The organism is Agrobacterium sp. 22-214-1 (assembly GCF_053522465.1).
This window is the reverse complement of record NZ_JBNWCK010000003.1, coordinates 1-25,218: the sequence shown is the minus strand read 5'-3', so window position 1 is coordinate 25,218 and position 25,218 is coordinate 1. Positions and strand designations below refer to the sequence as shown.

The 25,218-nt window shown below is 59.9% G+C and carries 27 protein-coding genes and 3 tRNA genes; 17 read left to right on the top strand and 13 right to left on the bottom strand.

From position 1 onward, the window contains the following. Window positions 1–80: 80 nt before the first annotated feature. The 4 genes from ACQZ5G_RS13125 to ACQZ5G_RS13110 all read left to right on the top strand — a co-directional run bounded on the left by ACQZ5G_RS13125 (window position 81) and on the right by ACQZ5G_RS13110 (window position 5,109). Window positions 81–1,064, top strand: coding sequence for an ABC transporter substrate-binding protein (locus ACQZ5G_RS13125; protein WP_448736629.1), 984 nt, complete (start codon window positions 81–83; stop codon window positions 1,062–1,064). Between the two features lie 9 nt (window positions 1,065–1,073). Next, window positions 1,074–2,768 carry an ABC transporter permease gene (locus ACQZ5G_RS13120; protein WP_448736630.1) on the top strand — a complete coding sequence of 565 codons (1,695 nt, stop codon included), beginning with the start codon at window positions 1,074–1,076 and terminating at the stop codon, window positions 2,766–2,768. Further along, window positions 2,756–3,784: an ABC transporter ATP-binding protein gene (locus ACQZ5G_RS13115; protein ID WP_448736631.1), complete on the top strand. Its 1,029-nt coding sequence runs from the start codon at window positions 2,756–2,758 to the stop codon at window positions 3,782–3,784. The genes ACQZ5G_RS13120 and ACQZ5G_RS13115 overlap by 13 nt, the downstream gene beginning before the upstream one ends. A 215-nt stretch (window positions 3,785–3,999) precedes the next feature. Continuing rightward, window positions 4,000–5,109, top strand: a complete 1,110-nt coding sequence (locus ACQZ5G_RS13110; RefSeq protein WP_448736632.1) for an endonuclease/exonuclease/phosphatase family protein — start codon at window positions 4,000–4,002, stop codon at window positions 5,107–5,109. A 30-nt stretch (window positions 5,110–5,139) separates the two neighbouring features. On the opposite strand, the gene ACQZ5G_RS13105 is transcribed toward ACQZ5G_RS13110, so the two are convergent. Then, window positions 5,140–6,879 (bottom strand): GGDEF domain-containing protein, encoded by a 1,740-nt coding sequence (locus ACQZ5G_RS13105; protein WP_448736633.1) that lies wholly within the window; start codon window positions 6,877–6,879, stop codon window positions 5,140–5,142. Window positions 6,880–7,092: 213 nt separating this feature from the next. On the opposite strand from ACQZ5G_RS13105, the gene ACQZ5G_RS13100 reads away from it, so the two are divergent. Together ACQZ5G_RS13100 and ACQZ5G_RS13095 are read left to right on the top strand one after the other, a co-directional pair. Beyond that, window positions 7,093–7,168, top strand: a tRNA-Thr gene (locus tag ACQZ5G_RS13100). Window positions 7,169–7,432: 264 nt separating this feature from the next. Further along, window positions 7,433–8,002: a hypothetical protein gene (locus ACQZ5G_RS13095; protein WP_448736634.1), complete on the top strand. Its 570-nt coding sequence runs from the start codon at window positions 7,433–7,435 to the stop codon at window positions 8,000–8,002. Window positions 8,003–8,093: 91 nt separating this feature from the next. On the opposite strand, the gene ACQZ5G_RS13090 is transcribed toward ACQZ5G_RS13095, so the two are convergent. Further along, a complete protein-coding gene (locus ACQZ5G_RS13090; RefSeq protein ID WP_003522435.1) occupies window positions 8,094–8,447 on the bottom strand; it encodes a nuclear transport factor 2 family protein in 354 nt (117 codons plus the stop codon). A gap of 391 nt (window positions 8,448–8,838) precedes the next feature. Between ACQZ5G_RS13090 and ACQZ5G_RS13085 the strand changes: the two genes are divergently transcribed. Continuing rightward, window positions 8,839–9,441 carry a J domain-containing protein gene (locus ACQZ5G_RS13085; protein ID WP_003522436.1) on the top strand — a complete coding sequence of 201 codons (603 nt, stop codon included), beginning with the start codon at window positions 8,839–8,841 and terminating at the stop codon, window positions 9,439–9,441. An 8-nt stretch (window positions 9,442–9,449) separates the two neighbouring features. Here the strand turns inward: ACQZ5G_RS13085 and ACQZ5G_RS13080 are convergent, their stop codons facing one another. Together ACQZ5G_RS13080 and ACQZ5G_RS13075 are read right to left on the bottom strand one after the other, a co-directional pair. After that, window positions 9,450–10,058 carry a DUF922 domain-containing Zn-dependent protease gene (locus tag ACQZ5G_RS13080; protein WP_448736635.1) on the bottom strand — a complete coding sequence of 203 codons (609 nt, stop codon included), beginning with the start codon at window positions 10,056–10,058 and terminating at the stop codon, window positions 9,450–9,452. A gap of 159 nt (window positions 10,059–10,217) precedes the next feature. Next, on the bottom strand, window positions 10,218–10,673 hold the full coding sequence (locus ACQZ5G_RS13075; RefSeq protein ID WP_448736636.1) for a PRC-barrel domain-containing protein: 456 nt from the start codon (window positions 10,671–10,673) through the stop codon (window positions 10,218–10,220). Window positions 10,674–10,813: 140 nt separating this feature from the next. Here ACQZ5G_RS13075 and ACQZ5G_RS13070 point away from each other — a divergent pair, with 140 nt between their 5' ends. Beyond that, a complete protein-coding gene (locus ACQZ5G_RS13070) occupies window positions 10,814–11,218 on the top strand; it encodes a DUF1801 domain-containing protein (RefSeq protein WP_448736637.1) in 405 nt (134 codons plus the stop codon). A 237-nt stretch (window positions 11,219–11,455) separates the two neighbouring features. Here the strand turns inward: ACQZ5G_RS13070 and uvrB are convergent, their stop codons facing one another. Continuing rightward, window positions 11,456–14,422, bottom strand: a complete 2,967-nt coding sequence (gene uvrB / locus ACQZ5G_RS13065) for an excinuclease ABC subunit UvrB (RefSeq protein WP_448736638.1) — start codon at window positions 14,420–14,422, stop codon at window positions 11,456–11,458. Window positions 14,423–14,690: 268 nt separating this feature from the next. On the opposite strand from uvrB, the gene ACQZ5G_RS13060 reads away from it, so the two are divergent. Next, the gene (locus tag ACQZ5G_RS13060) at window positions 14,691–15,044 is read left to right on the top strand and encodes a DMT family protein (RefSeq protein WP_003507620.1); all 354 of its coding nucleotides are present in this window, start codon (window positions 14,691–14,693) and stop codon (window positions 15,042–15,044) included. 105 nt (window positions 15,045–15,149) lie between these two features. Next, complete coding sequence (locus ACQZ5G_RS13055) at window positions 15,150–15,572, top strand: GNAT family N-acetyltransferase (RefSeq protein ID WP_448737058.1); 423 nt, start codon at window positions 15,150–15,152, stop codon at window positions 15,570–15,572. 17 nt (window positions 15,573–15,589) lie between these two features. Here ACQZ5G_RS13055 and ACQZ5G_RS13050 read toward each other — a convergent pair whose 3' ends face one another. Next, the gene (locus tag ACQZ5G_RS13050) at window positions 15,590–15,973 is read right to left on the bottom strand and encodes a winged helix-turn-helix transcriptional regulator (protein ID WP_059759567.1); all 384 of its coding nucleotides are present in this window, start codon (window positions 15,971–15,973) and stop codon (window positions 15,590–15,592) included. Window positions 15,974–16,125: 152 nt separating this feature from the next. Between ACQZ5G_RS13050 and ACQZ5G_RS13045 the strand changes: the two genes are divergently transcribed. Together ACQZ5G_RS13045 and ACQZ5G_RS13040 are read left to right on the top strand one after the other, a co-directional pair. Then, entirely contained in the window at window positions 16,126–16,737 is a 612-nt protein-coding gene (locus ACQZ5G_RS13045; RefSeq protein ID WP_080816605.1) for an NAD(P)-dependent oxidoreductase, read from the top strand. 12 nt (window positions 16,738–16,749) lie between these two features. Further along, complete coding sequence (locus ACQZ5G_RS13040; protein ID WP_448736639.1) at window positions 16,750–17,226, top strand: nuclear transport factor 2 family protein; 477 nt, start codon at window positions 16,750–16,752, stop codon at window positions 17,224–17,226. A gap of 67 nt (window positions 17,227–17,293) precedes the next feature. On the opposite strand, the gene ACQZ5G_RS13035 is transcribed toward ACQZ5G_RS13040, so the two are convergent. The 4 genes from ACQZ5G_RS13035 to ACQZ5G_RS13020 all read right to left on the bottom strand — a co-directional run bounded on the left by ACQZ5G_RS13035 (window position 17,294) and on the right by ACQZ5G_RS13020 (window position 20,626). After that, window positions 17,294–18,658 carry a PepSY-associated TM helix domain-containing protein gene (locus ACQZ5G_RS13035; protein WP_448736640.1) on the bottom strand — a complete coding sequence of 455 codons (1,365 nt, stop codon included), beginning with the start codon at window positions 18,656–18,658 and terminating at the stop codon, window positions 17,294–17,296. Between the two features lie 47 nt (window positions 18,659–18,705). Continuing rightward, window positions 18,706–19,110 (bottom strand): DUF2946 family protein, encoded by a 405-nt coding sequence (locus ACQZ5G_RS13030; RefSeq protein WP_448736641.1) that lies wholly within the window; start codon window positions 19,108–19,110, stop codon window positions 18,706–18,708. 159 nt (window positions 19,111–19,269) lie between these two features. Further along, window positions 19,270–19,662, bottom strand: coding sequence for an acyl-CoA thioesterase (locus tag ACQZ5G_RS13025; RefSeq protein WP_112293594.1), 393 nt, complete (start codon window positions 19,660–19,662; stop codon window positions 19,270–19,272). A 76-nt stretch (window positions 19,663–19,738) separates the two neighbouring features. Then, a complete protein-coding gene (locus ACQZ5G_RS13020; protein WP_080816616.1) occupies window positions 19,739–20,626 on the bottom strand; it encodes a TrmH family RNA methyltransferase in 888 nt (295 codons plus the stop codon). A 209-nt stretch (window positions 20,627–20,835) separates the two neighbouring features. Between ACQZ5G_RS13020 and ACQZ5G_RS13015 the strand changes: the two genes are divergently transcribed. Next, window positions 20,836–20,920, top strand: a tRNA-Tyr gene (locus ACQZ5G_RS13015). 25 nt (window positions 20,921–20,945) lie between these two features. Next, window positions 20,946–21,019: transfer RNA gene (locus ACQZ5G_RS13010), tRNA-Gly, on the top strand. Between the two features lie 178 nt (window positions 21,020–21,197). Here ACQZ5G_RS13010 and ACQZ5G_RS13005 read toward each other — a convergent pair. Together ACQZ5G_RS13005 and ACQZ5G_RS13000 are read right to left on the bottom strand one after the other, a co-directional pair. Then, entirely contained in the window at window positions 21,198–21,392 is a 195-nt protein-coding gene (locus tag ACQZ5G_RS13005; RefSeq protein WP_035263387.1) for a hypothetical protein, read from the bottom strand. A gap of 129 nt (window positions 21,393–21,521) precedes the next feature. Further along, window positions 21,522–21,848: a BA14K family protein gene (locus ACQZ5G_RS13000; protein WP_448736642.1), complete on the bottom strand. Its 327-nt coding sequence runs from the start codon at window positions 21,846–21,848 to the stop codon at window positions 21,522–21,524. A 317-nt stretch (window positions 21,849–22,165) separates the two neighbouring features. Between ACQZ5G_RS13000 and ACQZ5G_RS12995 the strand changes: the two genes are divergently transcribed. Then, the gene (locus ACQZ5G_RS12995; protein ID WP_035263391.1) at window positions 22,166–22,615 is read left to right on the top strand and encodes a hypothetical protein; all 450 of its coding nucleotides are present in this window, start codon (window positions 22,166–22,168) and stop codon (window positions 22,613–22,615) included. A gap of 628 nt (window positions 22,616–23,243) precedes the next feature. Beyond that, window positions 23,244–23,612 carry an MliC family protein gene (locus ACQZ5G_RS12990; protein WP_448736643.1) on the top strand — a complete coding sequence of 123 codons (369 nt, stop codon included), beginning with the start codon at window positions 23,244–23,246 and terminating at the stop codon, window positions 23,610–23,612. Window positions 23,613–24,084: 472 nt separating this feature from the next. On the opposite strand, the gene ACQZ5G_RS12985 is transcribed toward ACQZ5G_RS12990, so the two are convergent. Beyond that, entirely contained in the window at window positions 24,085–24,717 is a 633-nt protein-coding gene (locus tag ACQZ5G_RS12985) for a TerC family protein (protein WP_003522456.1), read from the bottom strand. 402 nt (window positions 24,718–25,119) lie between these two features. On the opposite strand from ACQZ5G_RS12985, the gene ACQZ5G_RS12980 reads away from it, so the two are divergent. Continuing rightward, a partial coding sequence (locus ACQZ5G_RS12980) for a GTP-binding protein (RefSeq protein WP_141681087.1) occupies window positions 25,120–25,218 on the top strand: 99 nt, incomplete at its 3' end.

Genomic DNA, 25,218 nt, shown 5'->3' with positions numbered 1-25,218 from the left:
CACCCCAAAAATCCTGCCTGTCACATACATGTTATGCAATCATGTTTTAGCGGTCCCACCAAACAACAGGGACTGGACCCATGAAAACGCTGCTCTCCGCTTTCACCGCCATCGTGTCGCTCGGCTTCATCGCCACCGCCGCCAATGCCGCCGATCTGGTGCTTTACACCAGCCAGCCCAACGAGGACGCGCAGGCGACCGTTGATGGTTTCAAGGCCGCCAATCCCGGTCTCGAGGTTGAATGGGTGCGTGACGGAACGCCGAAGATCATGGCCAAGCTGATGGCCGAGATCAATGCCGGCAATCCGGTTGCCGACGTGCTGCTGATCGCCGACACCGTGACGCTGGAGCGCATGAAGCAGGCTGGCCAGCTTCTCGCCCACAAGTCCGCGGAAGCCAAGAATATCGACGCCTCGCTTTATGATGTGGACGGCTTCTATTATTCCACCAAGCTCATCACCACCGGCATCATGTACAACACAGCCGCCGCGATGAAGCCGACGAGCTGGAAGGATCTGGCCAAGGCGGAAGCCAAGGGTCTCGTCACCATGCCAAGCCCGCTGACCTCGGGTGCGGCGCTGATCCATGCGCAGACGCTTGCCGCCGCAAACGGCCTCGGCTGGGATTATTACAAGCAGCTGAAGGCCAATGAAGCCATTGCCGGCGGTGGCAACGGCGCGGTTCTGAAGTCTGTCGCTTCGGGCGAAAAGGCCTATGGCGTGGTCGTCGACTACATGCCGATCCGCGAAAAGGCCAAGGGTGCACCGGTCGAGTTCGTCTTCCCGGAAGAGGGCGTTTCGGCCGTCACTGAGCCGGTTGCGATTATCAAAGGCACCAAGCACGAGGAAGCGGCGAAGAAGTTCGTCGATTACGTGCTGTCCGAAAAAGGCCAGCAGGGCTTCGTCAAGCTCGGTTACATCCCGGTTCGTGCCGATGCCGGCATGCCGGAAGGTTTCCCGGCCCGCGACAAGATCAAGGTTCTGCCGCTCAACGCTGCCGATGCGCTGAAGAATTCCGAACAGGACCTGAAGACTTTCTCCGACATCTTCGGCTCCAAGGGCTGATATAGCGGCATGTCCCGTTCCAATGCCTACGGAAACAGCCAGCCGCGCTGGCTGTTTCCTTTTGTGGTCAGCGTTGTTTTTGCGCTCAGCGCCCTGCCGCTCGGGCGGCTCGCCTATACCGGTCTCATCTCGTCACTTAACGGTGACATATGGCGGCTTCTCGCCGATCCGGCCCTTTGGGATGCGGCGCTGAACACGCTCTCCACATCGTTTTTCGGCATGCTGATTTCGCTCGGCATCGGCGGCGCTTTCGCACTTACGCTGACGCTTTGCGACGTCCGCGGCAAGTCGATCCTGAGCTTCCTGTTCATGCTGCCGATGATGATCCCGCCGCAGGTGACGGCGCTGTCGTGGATCGGCATGACCGGTCCCTCGAGCACGCTGTTGAAGGCCATCGGCCTTGCGCCGGCGATGGGATCGCCGCAGCCGCTTTATTCGATTGCGGGCATTGCGCTGCTACTCGGCGTGCAGCATGCGCCGCTCGTCTATCTGTCGCTGCGGGCCGGTCTGCTGGCCTTGCCGCAGGACGGCATCGAGGCCGCCAAACTCTCCGGCGCTTCGCCGCGCCGGGTGCTGTTCGATATCATCCTGTCGCTGTCGACGCCGGGACTGATCGCCGGGGCGGCAATTTCCTTCGTGTCCAGTGTCGGCAATTTCGGCATTCCGGCGATCCTCGGCATCCCCGCCTCGATCTTTACCCTGCCGACGCTCATCTACAGCCGTTTTGCCAGTTTCGGCACCAGCACCTTCGGCGATATCGCCATTCTCTCCACCATGATCGCCATCATCTCGGTCGCCGGGCTTGCGCTTCAGGAACGGGCGATGAAGGGCAGGGATTATCGCATCATCGGCCTTTCCGGCAAGGCGGCGACCTTCCAGCTTGGGCTGTGGCGGGTGGCGGCGGAGCTTGCCCTGTGGCTCGTGCTGTTCTTCATGCTGGTGGCTCCGCTGACGGCGCTGGTGGCAAGCTCGCTTGCGCCTGCCTATGGCGTGCCGCTCAGCCTCAAGACAGCGACGCTGCATGCCTATGAGGAATTGCTTTACCGCCAGAGCGTGACGCGTACCGCCTTCCGCAACTCGTTGTTTCTGGCGACCGCCACCTCGCTTTGCCTGCTGGCGGTGACGGTGCTGACGGCCTATTTCCTGGTGCGCGGCAAGAGCCGCTTCATGTTCCTGCTCTCGGCGCTGGTCGATATTCCCTATGCGCTGCCGGGGGTGGTGATTTCCGTCTCCTTCGTGCTGCTTTTCGCGGCTCCCATTCCGCTTGTCGGCATCACGCTTTACGGCACGATCTGGATCATTCTGCTCGCCTATTTCTCCTCCTTCTTCGCCGTCAGCCTGAAACCCATGGTCAGCGCCTTCCTGCAATTCGATCCGTCGCTGGAAGAGGCAGCAAGGCTCTCCGGCGCCGGTTTCTGGCGGCGGCTGAAGGATATCATCCTGCCGCTGGTCGGGCCTGCGGCGGGGGCATCGGTCATTCTTGTTTTCCTCATCGCCTGCAACGAGCTGACGGTCTCGGCGCTGCTGTGGTCCGCCGGCACACAGACACTCGGTGTGCTCATCTACAATCTCGATGACAGCGGCAGCTTCGATCTTGCCTCGGCACTTTCGGTGCTTGTCGTCATCATGGTGATTTCCCTCATGGCTCTGCTGGAAATTCTGGGGCGCTATCTGCCGAAAGGAGTGGTCCCTTGGCGAAACTGATCCTCAACCGCCTGTCGAAGAGTTTCGGTGCCGGTTCGAAACCAGCCGTGGACGATGTGTCGCTCACCGTGCGCGATGGCGGTTTTCTCGCTCTGCTCGGGCCTTCCGGCTGCGGTAAGACGACGGTGCTGCGCATGATCGCCGGTTTCGAACAGCCGACCGACGGTTCCATCCTGCTCGGCGAGCGGGTGCTGGCCGATGCCGGCAGCATGGTGCCGCCGGAGCGGCGCAACATGGCGATGGTGTTCCAGTCCTATGCGCTGTGGCCGCATATGTCGGTTGCCGACAATACCGGTTATCCCTTGAAGGTGCGCGGCATTTCGGGCGAGAAATATCGCGAGAAGGTGCGCCAGGCGCTGGCCGCCGTCCGCCTCGAGAGCTTCGCCGATCGCCGCCCCGCTGAATTGTCCGGTGGCCAGCGGCAGCGGGTGGCGCTTGCCCGCTGCCTCGTTACCGAGCCTGACGTGGTGCTGCTCGATGAGCCGCTCGCCAATCTCGACCGGCATCTCAGGCAGGAGATGGAGGAGACATTCCGCGAATTCCACATCCGCTCCGGCGCGACGATGATCTATGTCACCCACGATCAGGCGGAAGCCATGGCGCTGGCAACCGATGTTGCCGTCATGTCGCAGGGCAAGCTGTTGCAGGTCGCGCCACCGGCGGCGCTTTATGCGCGGCCCGAAGGCAGGCTGGTCGGCTCGCTGGTGGGGCAGGGGGCGATCGTGACATTGCCGGTGCCGGAAGGGACTTCGCGCGATCTCGACTGGTCGGTGCTTCGGGCAGCGATGGAGAGCGGCAGGCAATTGCCGCAGGCGGATATTCTCGTGCGGCCGCAGGATGTGGTGCGGGATGCAGAGGGTATTACCTGCACTGTGACGTCGGTTCTTTACGAGGGCGAGCGTTATGCCCTGCGTCTCGACATGCCGGACGGGCAGGCGCTGAGGGCGTATTCGCGGGAAGCGGTTGCAGTCGGGGACCGTCTGCCAGTGGCCATCCGCGCGGCGTGGCGGCTTTAGTGCGATAAGTGTACTTCCCTCATCCCTGTGCTTGTCACAGGGATCCAGCCGACGCGCGTCTGCGCGGCGAAAAGAATCCTTTTAGCCCAAGGACTTGGGCTGACTGGATTCCTGTGACAAGCACAGGAATGAGGGAGGGTAAAGGACGTGGCCCTCGCTACTGGCGAGGCGGCGCGACACCAGCTAAGCTTCCCCTGTAGCAATAGGATTGATTCATGTCGCTTCGGCTTGCCACCTTCAATATCGAAAATCTCCTCACCCGTTTCGATTTCACCGGCTTTCGCAACCAGACGCGGCGCGACAGGGCGATCCAGCTTTTCGACATTCGCGATGAGGCGACCTATCAGGCGCTGGAAAGCGCGCGGATGGTCTCTTCAACCGACGACACGCGCCAGCTTTCGGCACTCGCCATCGCCGATGCGGATGCCGATATTCTCTGCCTGCAGGAAGTGGACAACATGGCCGCGCTGCAGGCCTTCGAATATGGCTATCTCTATCGCATGGTCGGCAATGGCTATCTGCAGAAATATCTGGTCGAAGGCAATGACAGCCGCGGCATCGATGTCGCCGTCGTCATGCGTGAGGAGACGCGGGACGGCGACAGGATCGAGGTGGTCGACATAAAGAGCCATGCGGCGCTGACCTATCGCAATCTCGATCTCTTCAATCCCGCGCTTGCCGCCACAAACCAGATAGACGACAAGATTTTCAAACGGGATTGCCTGGAAATCGATCTGAGGATCGGCGGCAAGCCGCTGACGCTTTATGTCACGCATTTCAAATCCATGACCAATGCCCGTGATGCGGTCGACGCTCGCATCGCCACCATGCCGATCCGCGAGGCGGAGGCCATGGCCGTGCGCCGTATCATTGAAAACCGCTGGGGTGTGGGCAATACCCGCAACAAGAATTTCGCGATCTGCGGCGATCTGAACGATTATCAGGAGCGTGTCGCGATTTCCGGCGACAGGCGCAGCGGCTACAGCTTCACGCCGGTCGAGGAGGAGCGCAGCGCGCTCGATATCCTTTCGGCCGATGGTTTCGTGGTCAATCCGATGATGCGCCGTGACGTCATGGATCGCTGGACGCTTTACCACTCACGCGGGCCGCAGGAGCAGCATCTGTGCCAGCTCGACTATATCTGGCTGTCCCCGCGTCTGGCGGAGACGAACGCCACGCATGTTCCCGAAATCATTCGCAATGGACAGCCTTTCCGGACGATATTCCCGCCGGGGCAGGTGGTCGAACGTTATCCCCGCACCGGCTGGGATCGCCCCAAGGCTTCCGATCATTGCCCCGTGGTCATGACGCTGGATTTGATCTAGTCGAGGCGAAGTCCGCCGCCGACGATGTTCCTAGCCGTTCGCGACCTTTGGGAAATAGGTTGCCCAGACCCGGTTGCGGCCCGCACGCTTGGCTTCGTAAAGCCGGTCGTCGGCGATGGCGATCAACTCGTCCCAGCTGTTGATTGCACGCGCTTCCTGCCAGACCACGCCGAAACTTGCCGTCAGCGACAGGCTGCTTTGCTCGTCGATGGTCTGGGCTTCGATCAGGCGGCGAAGGCGGTCGGCCGTGGCCGTCGCCGTGGCGTGGCTGACATCCTGCAGCACGACGACGAATTCCTCACCGCCATATCGGGCAAGAATGTCGTCCTTGCGCAATGCGCTGCGCAACAGGCCCGCGGTCTTCTGAAGCGCAATGTCACCCATGGCATGGCCGTAACGGTCGTTGATCGATTTGAAATGGTCGATATCGACAATCATCACGCCGAGCGACTGACATTGCTCCTCGCCCGTCAATATGGAGCGAACAGCCTTTTCGAGTGCGCGGCGGTTGAAGACGCCCGTCAGTGCATCGGTTTCGGAAAGGGTGCGCAGCTGTTCGGCCAGCGCACGCTGCTGGTTTTCCATTTCGCCCTTCTGGCGCAGCTGTTCGCGCAGGAAATCCAGTTCCTCGAACATCTTCTTCACTTCCGGAGCAACCCTGTCCTCATGATTACCCTCGGAAAGATCACCGCCGGCGATGGCGGCGATCTGCGCCTGGACGGATTGCATGGGCCGGAACAGCGCGGTTTTGTAAACGGATGTCAGCCGCAACAGCACCAGAACCGCGATGCCGGCGAGAAAGAGCGAGGTTCCGCCATAGATCAGGGCCTCCTGCTTTTTCTTTTCGATCCGCGCGCGCGTTTCGGACAGAATAAGGTCGCGCAGGGTGTCGGACGACCGCATGCCGGCAATATAGTTTCTGGAGAATTCAAGTGCGCTTGGCTGGGCGGATGGCACCGCCATCACGATCGTGTTCTGCGCGTAACGCAAGGCCTGACCGAAATATTGGGTTTCAAGATCGCGCAATGCGCCGTCCAGTCGCGGCGTCGAGAGATAGGCGGCGGTATAATTGGTCAGCGATGCTTTCAGCGACAGGAGGCTCTGCATCTCGGTATCGAACTTGGCGCGATAACCGAGCTTTTCCTGCCTGTTCGCCTTGAGACTCATGATCACATAGGAACCGAGGCGGCCGATACGGTCGCGCATCACGCCCGCCGTGCCGGTCATGGCGATGTCGATCGCCACGTCGGGCGTCACCTTGATGATGGCGCGTGCAGCCCTGCCGCGCAGCAGATTGACGCTGTCCGCCGCCTTGAACATCGATGAAATCGCGTTGGACATCGCGCCGTGGTTACGCGCCTCAGGAGGGAGCGCGGCAACCTGATCGACCAGCTCTCGCGATTGCTCGAGCTTCTGGCGGGTTTCAGCAAGCGACTTCGCCAGTTCAGGCTGTGTTCTGATATCGTTGGCGAAGGATTTCTCCAGCTCTGACAGCTTGTCGTCCGTTGCCTTGCGCGCGGCGGCAAGCCCTTCGGTCAGCCCTGCATCCTGCACGGATGCGCCCATCAGGTTATTGGCGGGGCCTCGCTCGGCCGACACCAGCCATGCGGACTGGAGAGCGGTTTCAAAGCGGGTGAGCTGCGCGGCATTGGTGCGATAACGCAGATAATTATAGACGCTGGGCAGCGCGGCAAGGGTTGCCAGCAGGATGGAGCTTACGGCGATGATGATCGTGCCTGTCAGCTGGATTTTCTGTATGCTCGCGCGCATATGATGCGTTGTTCTCACTGGAATGGTTATGTTTCATCGCCATTCTAGTGGCGCTGCGTAAATACTTCGCTTATTTTCCGGGCCTTTTGCTACAATTGCGATCATGCGGACAGCCCAGCCGGCCACGGTGTGGAAAAGCGGTCTGTCGATGCCACAGCGTTAGTTTTTGCTTTACACCAAGTCAGAATCTGATAGTTGGCAAGGCACTGGCTTGCCCTTGTAGCTCAGTTGGTAGAGCACCTGATTTGTAATCAGGGGGTCGCGGGTTCGAACCCTGCCGGGGGCACCAGTAAAATCAATCGCTTAATCTTGAAATCTATTCGGTTGAATGCACCGGGTGACGCTTTGCGTCTGCCGCTGCCGTTGGTTGAGCCCTGATGAAACTGGAGTGACCGGCCTCGGCCTGCCAGCCGGGGAGACTTTCGCATCGGGAAGCCGGTTCAGCCCACTAGAAGGCGAGATCGGGAAGGGCGGGGCATCCGCCAGAGTTGTAAAGCCCCAAGGTTTAAGCATATTGTTCGGCAGATAAGTTGAGCAACAGCGGGCGTTTTCAATGGATGCATATGGTCATTTGCGGATATTGGTAAGCCTCATCCTCGGCCTGGCCATTACCAGAGTGTTGTCCGGTCTTTCCAGAAGGCTGCAGGAGCCGCAGAAGACCGACCGCATGCACGCGCAGATCGTCTGGTCGATTGTCCTGCTTCTTGGAGCTGTCCATTTCTGGTGGTGGGAGTTTGCCCTGCGGCTGATCCACAACTGGAATTTCTGGATTTACATTTTCGTTCTGGTCTACACGTCGCTGTTCTTTTTGATGTCGACGCTGCTTTATCCCGATCATATTCAGGAATTGTCTGAACGGGAAAGTTTTTTCGTGCGCAGGCGACATGCGTTCTTTGCCCTGTTTGCGGCCTCGTTTGTCTTCGATCTGGTGGACACCTACATCAAGGGCAGGGAACACTTCGAACAGCTCGGGCCATGGTATCTGGCAAGGATAGTCGGCGGTCTGCTTATTGCGATTGTGGCGATGAGAACCGATAACAGCCGCAAAATCATGTGGCTCGGTGTTGTCTGGCTCTTCTTTAACGCGCTCTGGATAACGGCGATCTACAGCGACCTGTTCTAGTTCTTTCAGCGGCAAAATAACCGGATCGCGAGCCGTGGCTGCGAGTGGAACGCGCAAGCGCACAATGCGGGGTGGCGGTTTCGATGATCGCCTACGGCTTTATGTGATAGAGCTTGTGCACGATGGACCAGTTGCCGTCGCGTTCCAGCAGGGACAGATATTCGTAAAAATCCATACCGTCGAAACGGGTCGTCAGCTTCACCGAAGCGCTGTCGCCTTCCTTGTCGATGCCCATGATTTCAAAAGCGGGATCGTGATCGGGGAGGCCGCGTTCGCTTTTACGCATCTGGTCGACAAAGTCCTCCAGGGACAGCCATTCGATTTCGCCTTCGAAGGTTCCGACGATGCTGGCGCGCGGGTCGAAAACGTCACGCATCAGGCTCTCATCCGCATAGGCCATGGCATGGACATAGTCCGTGACGGTCTGGGTAATCGTTTGCGGCATCGGATCATCCTCCCTTCTAATCCAAAGGCCAAGCTTACACCCGTTGGCGTCTTTCCACCATAACCCCCTGAAAACGCGCCGGTTACGCTTCTTCCTGCGGTGTTTTCCCGCCGGCTGCGGCAGGTGCGAAACCGTGCGGCATGTTTTGCCGCCGCTTTCCACAATTTTGTCCCGCCTGTCATTATAGTCGCCTTGGGTCCGACAAATTTCGGCATCAAGGGCTTTTCCGCCCGTTACGATGCGGCGCGCCGCGAGGCTTTGTGTGGGCTTTGCCGGTTTAACCGCCGGGGCGGGGTGCCGCGCCGGGCGGAATTGGCCTATGATCCGCCCGCGTGCCAGACGGGAGCGGTGTTGGGCATGCGGGTAACAGTTTGCGTTTGAAGGTGTTTTTGTGATTGATCCCTATGTTTTGCTTGGCGTGGAGCGCGATGCCGACGAGGCGGCGATCAAGTCGGCCTACCGCAAGGTGGCCAAGGCCGCGCATCCCGATAGCGGCGGCGATGCCGAGCAATTCGCGCGCCTGCAGACGGCCTATGAGCTGCTGAAGGATCCGGTGCGCCGCAAGGTATTCGACGATACGGGCTACGATCCGCAGCTTGCCGACGCCAAGGACCTCAAGGGCCTGCTGATGCTGGAAACGCTGGTGAATGAATTCATTCTGGACGAACGCGAACCCGGCAGTTTCGACCCCGTGGCCGCCATGCGCCGCAAGCTGACCGACGATATTCTGAAAAGCCGTTTCCATATTCTCGAGCTGGAACGGCACCGCACGCGGGTTCGCAAACATATGGACCGTCTCGGTCGCAAGCCGGAAACCGATGTGCTGAGTTCGATGCTGCGCGCCCGCAGCCAGTCCATCGCCGAAGCCATCCGTAATGCCGAAGCCCAGATCGAGGCAATCGAACAGGCCTATACGATGCTCGAAGGTTATTCCTACGAGCTGGAAAGCGTGACGCTGGCCGAGCCCTTGCTGAAAGGCGAGGCGGCGGAATAGGCGGCTGTTCAGGGGCCGTTGACGAGGGCGAGGATGAGCTGATGCACCCGCCCGCCGGGGGAAAGCTCGTCCCGGTCGAAATCGCGGCCGCGCTGGCGCTGCTCGTTGGAAAGCTCACCCAGACGCTGTTGCAGAACGGCGCGCACCTTCTGGCATTTGGTATCGTTTTCCGCCCTCAGCCCGATGCTGAAGGCTTCGATCTTTTTCACCATGTCGAGAATATGGTCACCATGGACGCGTTCATGGGTTTCCACGCCGGAAATGAAGGTCCTCCAGCTGGCGGCGACTGCGGGCGGCAGATTGGCGGGCGCTTTCGGCCAGGTGTAGATGATGGTGAGATTGGGCCTTGCGGTGGCCAGTACGCAGGCGCCATCCGGCTGCGGACGGTAATCCCGCCGCCATGTTAGCTTGAAGGTGGTGTGGGCAATGGCCTGCACGCCGGCGGTTGGACCGCGCTCGCCGATCGATTGATAAAGCGCACCGCCCGTATTGCCGCTGATAGCATAGGTTTTTATCTGCTCGGCCGGTTTCCAGTCGGCCGCCTGCGCTGACAGCGGCAGGGCGCTGAGCGCGATGGCGGTGCTGATGGCAAAGGAAAAGAGGCTATTGGCGGGCACGCAGCGATCCTTGGTGATTTGCGCGCCGAAGATAGGCGAGAGGCGCGCCGTCAGGCAAGGGCCCTCCGGCTGCGAGTGCCGGGTTTTCCGATAGGGTGCCACACATGAAAACCCCCGCGACAGGGCGCGGGGGGACAAGCTTGTGGACTGCAGGGGTAATCAGTCGTCCAGCTTGTCGTAATCGAGCTTCGGAGCATTCTGAAGCGCTTCCTTGGTGGTGTCGACATAGGCCTTCGGGGTGCCGTTGTCGTTGTGGACCGCGACGGAAGCCGGGTCGAGCACCACATAGCTCTTATCGATGCCGAGGAAGCCGCCGACGCTGGCCACAAGGCCGATCACCGACTTGCCGTCGCCGATGACGACATCTTCGATTTCACCGATGTTTTCGTTCTTGGCGTTATAGATGTCCATGCCATCGAGCTGGGAGGCGGTGAGGTCGGTGTTCTGGACATTAACGAACTTCAGCGGGCTGCTGGCCTTCGTTCCCATGGTAATGCCGGGGCCGGACAAAGTGGCGTCCGCGCCGGCAGCAGGAGCCGTGGTGGCCGTCTGGGCAAAAGCCACGGAAGAGGAGAGCGCTGCTGCCGCAGCGAGAGCGATGACCTTGATTTTCATGATGTTTCTTCCCTTTGTATGCTGAACGTTGCGTTCGGGGAGGAAACGACGGGAGGCGGATTTGGTTCCTCATGGGAGGGCAGGAAAATTTCATCTATGCTGAAAAGGAAACAGGCGTGCGTCGAAATCGGGAGGATGCCATGGCGAAAAACACGATGACGAAAGATGCGGAGGAGACCGCACCATCGGACTTCATCGACCGCAAGATCGCGGAGCTCGGCGACTGGCGCGGCGAGACGCTCGCGCATATTCGCGCGGTGATCAGGAAGGCCGATCCGGAGGTGGTGGAAGAGGTGAAATGGCGCGGCGTGCCGGTCTGGTCGCATGCGGGTATCCTCTGCACCGGCGAAACCTACAAAAGCGCGGTGAAGATGACATTTGCGAAGGGCGCCTCGCTGGAGGACCCGGCGGGGCTGTTCAATTCGAGCCTTGAGGGCAATATGCGGCGGGCGATTGATTTTCACGAGGGGGATATCGTGGATGAGGAGGCGCTGGCGGCGCTGATCCGGGCGGCGGTGGCGTTGAATATGACGCAGAGCGTCTAATTGAAAGTTTTAGGTCAAGACTAGAGCTAGCGATTCAATGAGTTGCTGACGCAATGCAAGACTTCTTTGCCTAAAGAGTAGCATTTTATTGCTTCTTCATACGTCGCGTTTGGCGGGCCAGATCGCAGCGCGGATCAGGCAGTGCGAAAGCTGATCGCCGTTGCTGGAGCGCGCGGGTGCTCCGGTCATGTTTTTCGCAATAGACATGCCTGGCGTCGAATACCGCGGACGCGGGCGTCAGCGCCCCGGCCGGCCCGTCTTGCCCTTGGTTCGGCTCTTGCGCTTCTGCTCGCCGGCATCCTCATAGGAACCCGCGCCGATCTTGCCGCGCACCAGCGGTCGTGGATCGTCCGTGGCGCGCTCCGGCTGGCCCTCCAGCAACGGTGAGAACCGTTTGCCGGGCTCGGTCTCGGGCTTGTCGGGCACCGCGCCGCGCACGGGTTTTTCGGTCCTGCCCACCGTCATCTCGTCCAGTGTGTTCCTGCGGAACAGCGGTTTTCCCGCATCCGAGCCGGGACCCATTTCATCCAGCGAGGGTTTGGCGAAGAGGGATTTGCCGCTTTCGTTCGCTGCGGCACCTGCCTCTGTCCTGCCGGATGTCTCACCCTCCGGCGGGGAGATCGACAAGTGGCTGCGTCTGTTGTTTTTTCCGCCGCCTTCGATGGCGCGGGCCTCCTCCTTGGCCATCGGGTCGTCCATGGTCGCCAGTTCGGCGGCCTTGAGGCGTTTGATTTCGTCGCGCAGGCGGGCGGCCTTTTCGAAGTCGAGATCGGCGGCGGCGTCGCGCATGGATTTTTCCAGCGCGTTGAGATGGGCCTGCAGATTGTTGCCGACGAGGTGGCCGCCATCGGCGAAGCCCTTGCCGGAAACGCCAGAAATATCGGCCCTTACGTGATCGCGCTCATAAACAGAATCAAGAATGTCGGAAATCTTCGCCTTGACCGATTCCGGCGTGATGCCGTGTTCGGCATTATAGGCCATCTGCTTTTCGCGACGGCGGGAGGTTTCCTCCATGGCCCTCTTCATCGAGCCGGTGATGTTATCGGCATAGAGGATGACCTTGCCGTCGACGTTACGGGCGGCGCGGCCGATGGTCTGGATCAGCGAGGTTTCCGAACGCAGGAAGCCTTCCTTGTCGGCATCGAGGATGGCGACGAAACCGCATTCGGGAATATCGAGGCCCTCGCGCAGCAGGTTGATACCGACAAGCACGTCGAAAGCGCCGAGGCGCAGGTCGCGGATGATCTCGATGCGCTCCAGCGTGTCGATGTCAGAGTGCATGTAACGGACGCGGACGCCCTGTTCATGCAGATATTCGGTGAGGTCCTCGGCCATGCGCTTGGTCAGCACGGTGCAGAGCGTGCGGTAACCCTTGGCGGCGGTCTCGCGGATTTCGCCGAGAACGTCGTCCACCTGGCTGCGGGCGGAACGTACTTCCACCGGCGGATCGATGAGACCGGTCGGGCGGATGACCTGTTCGGCGAAGACGCCGCCGGACTGTTCCATCTCCCAGGAACCGGGGGTGGCCGAAACCGCCACGGTGAGCGGGCGCATCGCATCCCATTCCTCGAAGCGCAGCGGCCGGTTGTCCATGCAGGAAGGCAGGCGGAAGCCATATTCGGCCAGCGTTGCCTTGCGCCTGAAGTCGCCGCGATACATGCCGCCGATCTGGCTGACGGAGACGTGGCTTTCGTCGATGAACAGCAGGGCATTATCAGGAATATATTCGAACAGGGTCGGCGGCGGTTCGCCGGGATTGCGGCCGGTGAGATAACGCGAATAGTTTTCGATACCGGCGCAGGAGCCGGTCGCTTCCAGCATCTCGATATCGTAGCGGGTACGCTGTTCCAGTCGCTGGGCTTCCAGCAGGCGTCCTGCTTTCTCAAGTTCGGCGAGACGGACCTTCAACTCTTCCTTGATCGACTTGATCGCGCCGTTCAGCGTCGGGCGCGGGGTGACATAGTGCGAGTTGGCGTAAATCTTGACCGATTGCAGGTCGCCGGTCTTCTGGCCCGTCAGTGGATCGAATTCGGTGATGGAATCGATCTCGTCGCCGAACATCGAGATGCGCCAGGCGGCATCCTCAAGGTGGGCCGGGAAGATTTCGATGGTATCGCCGCGCACGCGGAACGAGCCGCGCTGGAAATCCATGTCGCGGCGTTTGTATTGCTGGGCCACGAGGTCGGCGAGAAGCTGGCGCTGGTCCAGCCGGTCGCCGACCTGCATCTGGAAGGTCATGGCCGTATAGGTCTCGACCGAACCGATACCGTAGATGCACGACACTGAAGCGACGATGATGCAGTCGTCGCGCTCCAGCAACGAGCGGGTGGCGGAGTGGCGCATCCGGTCGATCTGTTCGTTGATCGAGGATTCCTTCTCGATGAAGGTGTCGGAGCGCGGCACATAGGCTTCCGGCTGATAATAATCGTAGTAGGAGACGAAATATTCCACCGCATTATCGGGGAAGAAGTTCTTGAACTCCGAATAGAGCTGCGCGGCCAGCGTCTTGTTGGGGGCGAGGATGACGGCCGGGCGCTGCGTTGCCTCGATCACCTTGGCCATGGTGAAGGTCTTGCCCGAGCCGGTGACGCCGAGCAGCACCTGGCTGCGTTCGCCGGAATTGATGCCTTCCACGAGGTCGTTGATGGCCGTCGGCTGGTCGCCGGCGGGCTGGTAGTCCGAGGCCATGCGGATGACGACGCCGCCTTCCGATTTCGGCGGGCGGGCCGGGCGGTGCGGCGTCCACAGCTTGCCGTCCTTGAACAGCGGATTGCCGCTCTCGATCAGTTTCGACAGCGCATCCACCGTGGCGGTGACGGCGCCCGGCGCGAGGTTGGCGGCATCCTCCAGCGATACGTCCATGCCGGCGACCGGATTGAGACCGGCGGCGGCGCGGGTTTTCGGATCGCTCGATGCGCCGATGGAAACGCCGCGCGCGGTCTTGGAGGCCGTGGTGTTCTTGGCCGTCTTCGGGGGGGCTTTCTGGGCCTCCTTGCGCGCTTCGATCTCGATCTTCTTGCGGTGCTTGCCGGCCTTCGAGGCGATTTCGCGCTGGGTTTCCACGGAGGACGCCTCCGCTTCCGCCTCGAGCTGCTTCACCCAATCGGCGACGCTGCCGCTGAGCGGCGCGCCTTCGAAGGACGATTGCGGAGCTTCCTCGAAGCCCGAGGGCGAGGAGGTGGAGTTTTTCGGTGATCTGGCCATGGGCGAAATATGGAGGGAGTCACGCATAAAGGGAAGGGGATGTGGTGAAAAAATGAGTACAAAAAGGAAACGAAGCGTGCGGAACAAAATTCGGCCGGATGCGTTGCGTAGCGGCTGAAGACAGCTTTGTTCAAATCCGTAGAAAATCGATTCCGGTTTTCGGGCGGATGCGCTAGAGCAAATCCATACGGGTGGAATGAGGGTTCCCTTCTGACTGCCTTCTCCTGCCGCATTTCATGACATCCCTCCCTTTTTTCCAGGACCCATCATGCCGTTCTCAATCAGCCCTGCCCATATCTGGCCTGTCCTGATGCTCATCGCCTCCAATGTTTTCATGACCTTCGCCTGGTACGGCCACCTCAAGCACAAGGGCAGCGCGCTCTTCCTGGCGATTGTCGCCAGCTGGGGCATCGCCTTCTTCGAATATGTACTTGCCGTTCCCGCGAACCGCATCGGTTCGGAGGTCTATTCGACCGCGCAGCTCAAGACCATTCAGGAAGTCATCACGCTCGCGGTCTTCGCGCTGTTTTCGATCTTCTGGCTGAAGGAAAGCATCACCATCAATCACGTGATCGGTTTCGCGCTGATCGCTTTCGGTGCGTCCTTCATTTTCCGCTCCTGAAAAGGAATAAATACCCGGCGCTTGCCGGCCCGGAACCAGTCGCAACGGATATGAGGTGATGTATCGATGAAAATACGGCCTGCGACAGTTGACGATGCAACCGGAATGGCGGCGGTTCAGAACGAGATATTCTCGGCCGGCCTCCGAAAAGCGCCGACGGACATTACGGCGGTGCTGGAGAATTACATCCAGCATGCCGACCGTATCGAATGCTCGGTCGCCGAGGACGACGACGGGCGTATCCTGGGCTTCCAGTCGCTACGTTATGCGCGGACGGACAATCCCTATGGCGTGGCGGAAGGCTGGGGCATCATTGGCACCCACGTCAGCCCGCAGGCGGCGCGAAGAGGTGTGGGATCCGCCCTCTTCGCGGCAACGCACAGGGCGGCGGAGGCGCGTGGCCTTAAAAATATCGATGCCAGCATCGGCGCGGACAACATGCTCGGACAAAGCTATTACGACGCCATGGGATTTACGACCTATCGCCAGCCGGCGGGGCTGGTCTGCAAGGTTTACCGGCTGGGCTAGAAGTGACCTGCTTCCGGTCAGCCGCGACTGTCGTTTTCGGAATATTGCAGGCGGGCCTTGCAGATGCGAACGTGGTTCTCGTCAGCCCATTGCACCAGCAATTGCATCGGCACCAGAAACGAGCGGCCGAGATTGGTCAGCTCATATTCCACGCGCGGCGGCACCTCGGCATAAAGCGTGCGGCGGATGAAGCCATCTTCTTCCAGCCGCTTCAGGGTGCGGGACAACATCTGCTTGGAAATATCGTCGATCCTGCGGTTCAACTCGTTGAAGCGCAGCACGCCGCCCTGCAGGGCTTCCAGAACCAAAAGGCTCCATTGATCGCCGATACGGTCCAGCACATCGCGGATGGGGCAGGGCTGGTCGAAGGCAAAAACCTCTTTCGTCTGCGTATCCGCCATGTCCTTACCCCTTGCCCTTTTACCCTGCAGGTCATCGCCATGTGACCAGATCAGCCGCCGCTGACTTCTTGCGGCTATGGCTGCGATACCATAGCTCTTCCTCGCGGTCTATAATCTAGACCGGTAACGATAGTGACAAGAGGAAAGAAGCCATGGCTAAAATCGCGCTCATCGGCGCTTCCGGCAATGCCGGGTCCCGTATTCTGAAGGAACTTTCCGACCGGGGACATCAGGTGACGGCAATCGCCCGCAATCCCGAAAAGATCGCCAGCCTGCCGAATGTGGTGGCAAAGAAGGGCGATGTTTTCGATCAGGCAGGGCTTTCGGAACTGCTGAAGGGTCACGATGCCGTGATCAGTTCTGTGCATTTCACCGCCAGCGATCCGGCAACGCTGATCGAGGCCGTGCGCGCCTCCGGTGTTCAGCGCTATCTCGTCGTCGGCGGCGCCGGCAGCCTTGAAATCGCGCCGGGCCAGCGTGTGGTCGACCTGCCGGATTTCCCGGCCGCCTACAAGGCCGAAGCGACCAAGGGTGCGGAGTTTCTGGATATTCTGAAACAGGAAAAACAGCTCGACTGGACCTTCCTGTCGCCGTCCGCCGAGTTCGTGCCGGGCGAAAGAACGGGCAAATTCCGCATCGGCAAGGATAATCTCCTCAGCAACGATGAGGGCAGCCGCATTTCCTTCGAAGATTATGCCATCGCGCTTGTCGATGAAATCGAGAAGCCGCAGCATTCCCGCCAGCGTTTCACCGTCGGTTATTGAGAGGTATCACCCATGAATTTCGTAACACGCCGTCTCGCCATCGCCGCTTTCGCCCTCGTGCCCGCCTTGATGGCGGCACCCGTTCTGGCGCAAACCGCAGCACGGGACTTCGCGCAGGAAGAAGCCAACCGCAAACTGGTGATCGAGTTTTACGATACGGTCTTCAACAAGCATGATGTGGCGAAGGGCGCCACCGTCCTCGTCGACAGCTACAAGCAGCACAACCCGATGGTGCCGGACGGCAAGGCGCCGTTCGTCAATTATTTTACCGGCTTCTTCAAGGAGAATCCGCAGTCGAAAGCGCGGATCGTTCGCAGCGCCACGGATGGCGATCTGGTCTATCTGCACATCCATTCGACGGAAAATGAAGGTGATCGCGGCAGGGCCATCGTCGATATCTTCCGGGTCACCGACGGCAAGATCACCGAGCACTGGGACGTGATCCAGGAGGTGCCGGAAAAGGCGGCGAACACCAATACGATGTTCTGAGGGCCGTCGCCGTCGCATTGCCGATAACGGGGGAACAGCCGGGATTTTCGCCCGGCTGTTTTCATTTTCAGATCGCGCGTCGTTTCTGGCGCGACTGTACGATCAGATCCAGCGCCAGCATGGCCAGCAGGCTCGCGCCCACCAGCGGGAAAATGATGCCGCCGATGGCGAGTATGGCGAGCAGACCGTACAGGGCGCGTTTTTCCTGCGGCAAAGGCGGCACGCCGAGCGAACCCTTGGGGCGGCGTTTCCACCACATGATGCCGGCGGATACGGCAAGCAGCACAATGCCGATACAGGCCGCCAGAAGCACGATCTGGTTGGCGAGGCCATATTGCTGGCCCAGATGCACATTGATGCCCCATTCAAGCGCCTTGCCGAGCGGGCCGTAATCGGCGTAGCTCATATCGATCAGCGGTTTGCCGCTATATTGATCGAGATGGACGACACGTTGCTGCGCCAGATCGTCGGGATAGACGGAGCCGCTATAGACGCCCGTTGGTTTTCCCGGCAGGGCGACAGCGTAACCGGCGGCAAGACCGAGCGCGTCGAAACGTGCTATCGCCTCGTCGATCCCGATTGGCTGGCCTTCGGCGGAATGGGTGGATTTCGGGATTTTCGCCTGCTCCAGCGACCAGCTTGTTTTCGCCACGTGATCGAGATGCTCGCCCGACATCGGTACATCGGTGCGAATGCCCGCCGGATATCCGAAGTTGCTGCCATTCGCCCATTCATTGACCTTGGCGCCCCACACGCCCGACCAGGGCATGCCGGTGACGGCAAGGAAAACGATGAAAAAACCGACGAAAATGCCGGTAACGGCATGGGTATCGCGCCAGAACACCCGCTTTTTCGGCGTGCCGCGCACGGTCACGACACCGCCGGTCTGCTTTCGCGGCCACCAGAGATAGATGCCGGTGGCGACAAGAAGGATGGACCAGCCGGCGGCGATCTCGATCAGATAGCGGGCATAGGTGCCGAAATATTTCAGGCTGTGGAGATAACGGATCGTCCACATGACGGTACCGCGATCCGGCAGGGAGCCCGCAACCTCCGCAGTGTAGGGATTGACGTAGACGGCCCGCTTTCCATCCGCCGTATTGACGGTGATTTCCGTCGATGCGCCCGGACCGGCGGGGGTGGTATATTTGATGGCTGTGCCGGGAAAGGCCGCAAGTGCTGCACTCACGATCTCGGAAGGCAGCGCTTTCGGCGCATTTTGCACCACTTCGATCCGCTTCAGGTCTGAATGGATGAGATTGTCGAACTCGTCCCGGAAGAGATAAAGCGCACCGGTGACGGCGAGCGATATCATGAAGGGCAGGACGAGCAGACCGGCATAGAAATGCCAGCGCCATACGGCGCGGTAAAGATTTGCGGACGAGGAATGCGCAGGCGCACGCTCGCCCTCGAAAGAGGTCGTAACGGACATGAATGTCTCCGCGAGAGAATTGATTTTCCGGCAGGCCGGAGAGTGTTCTAGCGTTGCGGAGCGGAGGGAGGTGCGCGTGGGCGCGATTCCAGATTGGGCGGCGATGGCGGCAATACCGCGTCGACGTTCAGGAAGGCGACTTCGACCGTGGGGAGAATATTGTCCGTGCGCTCGATGGGGATAACCGGAAGAGCGGCGGCCGTTGCCGAAGCCAGACGGCAGAGCGTGCCGCAACAGTCACCGGCGATCTTGCCGGCCGGGTTCTGTTTGCCGGAGCCGCCTTCCGGCATATGGCTGGAACAGATGATCTCATCCGCCGCCAGCGCGGCCATCGCCATATTGCCGCTGGTCAGGCCGTTGGCGAGACCCTGCAAAAGGAAAAGCAGAACCGCCAGCATGGCGATGGCGCCAGCCGAACTTCTGTCCTGCATGATCCTGCGAATGAATCCCATGCAATCGGAATGTCATATTTGCAGCGAAATGTCACCGCGACACAATGACGGGCTGGGAAGGGCAATAACGATCCCGGGCAAGGCGTGGGATGCCGATGCTGCTTGTTATATATGCCGCTTAGATGGAGAGCGGCGCTGGAGCCCAGCGCCGCAGCGCGCTTATTCCGCTGCCGGAATGGGCGTGGGTTGTCCAGTTTCGTCCATCGCCACCATGATGAAGGTTCCGGCGGTGACTTTTTCCAGCTTGTCATAACGCGACCGCTGCGCCCAGGCTTCCACCGTCAGGGTGATGGAGGTGCGGCCAACGCGGGCGATGTCGGTATAGATGGACAGCGTGTCGCCGATCTTCACCGGCAACTCGAAGGCCATTTCCTTGACCGCCGCGGTGACGACGCGACAGCGGGAACGCTCCGCTGCACGGATACCGCTCGCCAAGTCCATCTGCGACATGACCCAGCCGCCGAAAATATCGCCGGCCGGATTGGCGTCGGCCGGCATGGCGAGCGTTCTCAGCGTCAGCTCGCCGGTCGGTTTGATGGTCGGGTTGGTCATGTTGAGATTTGCTCCGTGCGAATGACAAAGGCGCAGCATGCGTTGCGCTTTGTCATTTCGCAAGGAAGGCAAGGCGTCAGGACGACGCTTTGCCCAGAAATTGCTGCGTTGCATAAAGGGCGATGGCTGCCGCATTCGAAACGTTGAGCGATTTGATCTCGCCCGGCATATCGAGACGGGCGAGCGCCGAGACGGTTTCGCGCGTTTTCTGGCGCAGGCCCTTGCCTTCGGCGCCCAGCACCAGCGCGATTTTTTCACCGCTGAAGGTCTGTTCGATGGGGGCGGGGCCTTCCGAATCCAGACCGACGGAGAAGAAGCCGAGCTTGTGCAGCTCGCCCAGCGCATCGGCCAGATTGGTGATCTGGATATAGGGAATGAGTTCCAGCGCACCGGAAGCCGATTTCGCCAGTACGCCTGACTCGGTCGGGCTGTGGCGCATGGTGGTGATGACGGCGCCGGCGTTGAAGGCGACCGCCGAGCGCATGATGGCGCCGACATTGTGCGGATCGGTGACCTGATCGAGCACGAGGATGAGCGGGCTGTCCTTCAGCGCCCCGAGACGCTTGACCGGCAGCGGCCGGGTTTCCAGCATCACGCCCTGGTGGATGGCCTCGGGGCCGAGGACCCTGTCGATATCCTGCGGCGAAACCATCTCGACGGGGAAGGGCTGGGCATCCGCCTCACCGATATCCAGCCGCGCAAAGGCGTTCTGGGTGACGGAGAGCCTGACGATCTGCCGTTCGGGATTGGCGAGTGCCGCACGCACGGTATGCAGGCCGTAAAGATGCACCTGATCGGGCGCAAGCTGCGGCGGCTTCCAGTCGTCTGCGCCGCGGTTCTTGCGCTTCGGCTGCTGCGGGGTCGGAATTTCGCCACGCTCGCGCTTGGCGTCGCGCACGGCGCGGCGCAGGTTGGCATAGTGCGTGTCGCGGGTGGATTTGTTCTTGGGATCGTCTTTGCTCATGGCGCCTTATATCTCCGCCGGGAGGCGCGCACCAGCCCCCGCGATAATCCACAGGGCCGTAAAGAGGTTTGAATTTTTTCCCGAAAATTCGTGAAAGGGCGTGTTGACAGAAACGAACGAGGCCGTCATATACGCGCCACAGACGACGCAACGGCGCTTCGCCGCAGCGAAATCTGAAGAGCTTGGTCGCTCGATCCTAGCAGAAAGCTGGAGGGATGCCCGAGTGGTTAAAGGGGACGGACTGTAAATCCGTTGGCTACGCCTACGTTGGTTCAAATCCAACTCCCTCCACCATTCTGCACGGATCGAAATCACCACCGCGGGTATAGCTCAATGGTAGAGCAGCAGCCTTCCAAGCTGAATACGCGGGTTCGATTCCCGCTACCCGCTCCAGCTTCTCCCCAATATCATCAATTAAGTTTCTTTAGCGCTGTTTTGCCGCCTTTTGCCTCGGCGGAAACATGCGGCCGTCTTCTGGCATTTTTCCACCTGTAGGAAGGGCGTTCTTCCTGAGTTCTTTGTTATGAGGTCTGACTGCGTCTGTGGGGGTCACACCATGCAGAACGCGTCTTCAGGATGGCTCCAGCGCCGACTGGATTCGCAGTTTTTCCGCGTCCAGTTCGCTCAGCCTTCCCATATGCGCCGTTATTTCCTCAAAGATCGAGGTGCGGTCCGTTTTCGACAGGCGCTCCACGCGACGCAGGGCCGTGATGACCTCGATCAGATCAAGTCGCTCCTGTTCAAGCTTTTCCAGATTCCAAAACATCGCGTTTTCCCCGTTGGCACGCGTTCAAACGGCTGGCCGGGCAAAAGGTTCAGATCAGTAGAATTTAAGGTAAATTTTATCTTGTCGGCAACGGCCCGGGCTGGAGATGCTCCCCCGGGCCTCACCGAATCAATAGGGTGAGCGGCACTGCGTCCGCGTGCCGGCAGGGGCCATATAGCTGTTGTCGGTGGGGTGGTAGGATGTGTAACGCGCTGCACACCATTTTATATGGTTGATCTCGGCTTGAGACAGGGCGTAGCCGTTGGGCGTGGCCTCTTCGCCTTTCCCTGCCGCAAAGGCAGACGCGGGGTAGCCTCGCTGATCTGAATTCTGCGCCTGCGCCTGTATTTCGTAGGCCGGCTGTATGAGGCTCAACGCATGGGCGGGCACGACAGCAGCGGCAGATATCGCGACGCCAAGAGCGAGCGCGGAGATGGTCTTCGGCATCCTCAACATCGATAAATCCTCGTTATTCGTTCGGTATGCTAACGAAAACTTAGGAAATTCGTTCCGGTGAAGGGTTGACGCCACACGAACACGTGATTCTCCGGGCTGGGCGCAGGAGGCGGTTGAAGCGGCAATATCGGGGTGCTCCCGGTCCTGCGGCGGCTTTCATGATGACGGTGCGATGCTGCCTTCACCGGGAAGACGGTGTGTCCGGCAAGCAAGTTCCATTCCCGCCTGCTTCGCTTCCCGTCCTTTCGCACTGCTCGTTGACAAGCGGAAAATCCGGTCAGATAGTCGGCCGGCAATCATGCAAACGGGAGTCTTCAATGTTTAACAGGGTTGTCATTCTCTCATCCTTTGCGCTGCTGGCATCGGCGGCGTTTGTCTCCCCCGCAGCCGCACTCACCATGAAGGAGTGCAGCGTGAAATATCAGGCGGCGAAAGCCGACGGGTCGGCCAAGGACGTCAAGTGGAACGACTATCGCGCCAAGTTCTGCGGCAGCGAGGCGGCAGCCGAGGATGCGGCCGACGACAAGCAGGTCGCGGCCACCACCGAAAAAGAACCCGCAAAAGCGACGACAAAGGCCCCGAAGGGCGTCGCTTTCCCGAGTGCTGTCGATAAGAAATATTCAAGCGAGACGCCCGCAAAGGCTCGCCTGAAAACCTGTGTCGACTCCTATCACAAGAACAAGAATGACGGCACGCTCGGCGATCTGAAATGGATCCAGAAGGGCGGCGGCTACTGGAGCCTGTGCAACACGGCCCTGAAGAGCTGAGACAGGCGGGGGGCGGATTACCTCCGGCACTGGCGCGTTATCCGACATGGTTCGGATAACGCGTGAACCGATTCGGCCGTGATCGTTTGCCCCTGGCCTCTTTTCCCCTTGCCGCCATTCGCTGGCAGATGCGGATATCGCTTCTTGTCCGCGATCAGGATTTGATCGCGGATGAGTCCGTTCATTGGTGGATGGAAACGCGCGGTATGGGGCAACCCCGTTTTCGGGCGGGTAAAATCTGCGAATGGCTTGCGATTCAGTCTCTTGATAGAAAGACTTGACCCTGCGGCTCGATCCGCATCCAGCAATTCAACGGCTGCGGCTGTCCGATGACGGCTCGCCGGCAATGTGGGCGGATGACCAGACGATTTCGAAACTATCTCACCGTGCTGGCCATATCGCTGCTGATGTGGACGGTGATCCTTGGTGTTGTTTATTGGCTTTTTCGATAGGTTTTATCACAGCTTGCCGGTCTGAATGAAAGTGCCGCAAGGCCTGTGCGACGATAAAACCGTCAGATGGCTGCAAGGCCGATATTCCCGAAAATTTGATATGGTGAGAGGCGGCCGCCCCATTTCGGCTTTGCTGGCGTGACCTTATGGTTCGGTGAAATCAGGAAAGGGTCATCATGAAAAAATCCGTTGCCGCGACATGCCTTGCAGCTTTCTCCATGTCGGTTGCTACCAGCGCCCTGGCTGAAGAGCTGGTGATTCCGCTCCCGAAAGACACGACGGTCGAAAAGGTGGAGACCGTCTATCAATGCGCCGCCGACAAGGTGGAGGCCGTCTATTTCAATGCCGGTGAGATCAGCCTCGTGCGGCTGGGGCTGAAGGATGGTGTCACCGTTGCCGCAAATGTCATTTCCGGGTCAGGCGCCAAATATCAGGGCGGTATTTATGTCTGGTGGTCGAAGGGCGAGGAGGCGGATCTTTACGATTTGATGGCGGATCCGGAGATGAAAAAGCCGGTTCATTGCGTGGAGGCGAAGAAATCCTGATCGTCGGGCGCTTTGCCTCAAAGGAGCGGCGGCAGGGCGGTTTTTTGAAAACCTTGCCATGCCGCCGGTCAGCGTGGGAGTGCGCGCGCGGCGCGTTCAGCCAAGAACGAGCGACGCAAGAAGCGCCAGCAGGATAAGAGAGCTGGCGACAACACCGAGCCTCACCCTGCGAAGGCGGCGGGTACGACCGCCGCTCCAGTCATAAGCCATTGGCAGCTTTACCTTTCTTTTTATTATTATGACTTATTGACTAGCTCCCTAGGCTTGCCCGTGGCTGACCTCAATTGTCAGAATCCATCGGCGAAAATTCACGATTTCCCTGTCTTCTCCCGATGTTGCAGCAAGCGCGGCGATTGATTCTTCCTGTCCTGCGACGGCAAAGAGGGTGAGGCGGCCTGATGGTACAGGCCAAGAAAAAAGGCCCGGAAACTGGTGTTCCGGGCCTTCTGGAGAAGCGTTTCTGCTGGTCGTTTCAGCTCAGATAGGGCTGGAGATAGGGCAGGACCTCGAGCGTGCCGTGATACAGCATGTTGAGGGCGACATAGATGATGACCATCAGGCCGAGATAGGAAATCCAGCGATAGCGGTGCAGCAGCTTGGCGACGAAGTTGGCGGCAAGACCCATGAGCGCAATCGAAACGACGAGGCCGATGATCAGCACCGTCACATGTTCCTGTGCGGCGCCGGCGACGGCAAGGACGTTATCCAGCGACATGGAAACATCGGCGATGACGATCTGGGTCGCGGCCTGGAAGAAGGTCTTGTGCCCCTTGGTCAGGTCGGCCTCTTCATCCGTCACCTCGTCTTCGATGGAGCCTGCGGCCTCACGCAGTTCCGTCCACATCTTCCAGCACACCCAGGCGAGCAGCAGGCCGCCGAACAATTGCAGGCCGACAATGGCGAGAAGCTGCACGGTGACGGCGGCAAAGCCGATGCGCAGAACCGTGGCGGCGATGATGCCGACCAGGATCGCCTTGCGGCGAAGGTGAGCGGGCAGACCGGCGGCGGCAAGGCCGATGACGATGGCGTTGTCGCCCGCCAGCACGAGGTCGATTGCGATGACCTGTAAGAATGCCGTGAAACCGGCGGCTGTGAAGATTTCCATGGGATGGTCCTGAAACGGATAGAGAGGTCGCGAGGGAAGCGACGGATCGAGATATGGCTTGGGATGGCGCGCCTGCGCCGGATTCCAGTCGCCCGTCTCCCCCCGGCGATGAAATGTCCTTAAGCCATCATGCCGGTGCAGGTAAAGAAGTTGTGATAGAAATATCTTATTTAGTGATTGGCCATTCCGGAGGAGGGGGCCATTGAGCGGATGCCCGCTTCGCCCTCGCGAGGGTTTGAATGTCGCAAATCAGATGCCATATACGGGCCTCAAGGCACGCTTAGGGCGCGCGCGAAGACGCTTTCACAATTAAGTCTTGCGCATTCGCTTACAAAGCCTTAAACGGCGACACCAAACCGGTACGCCGGGGAAACTACTTCACGTTCACAGGAAGCAATTCACATGGCAAAGAGCAAGTTTGAGCGCAATAAGCCGCACGTCAACATTGGCACGATCGGTCACGTTGACCATGGCAAGACGTCGCTGACGGCAGCGATCACG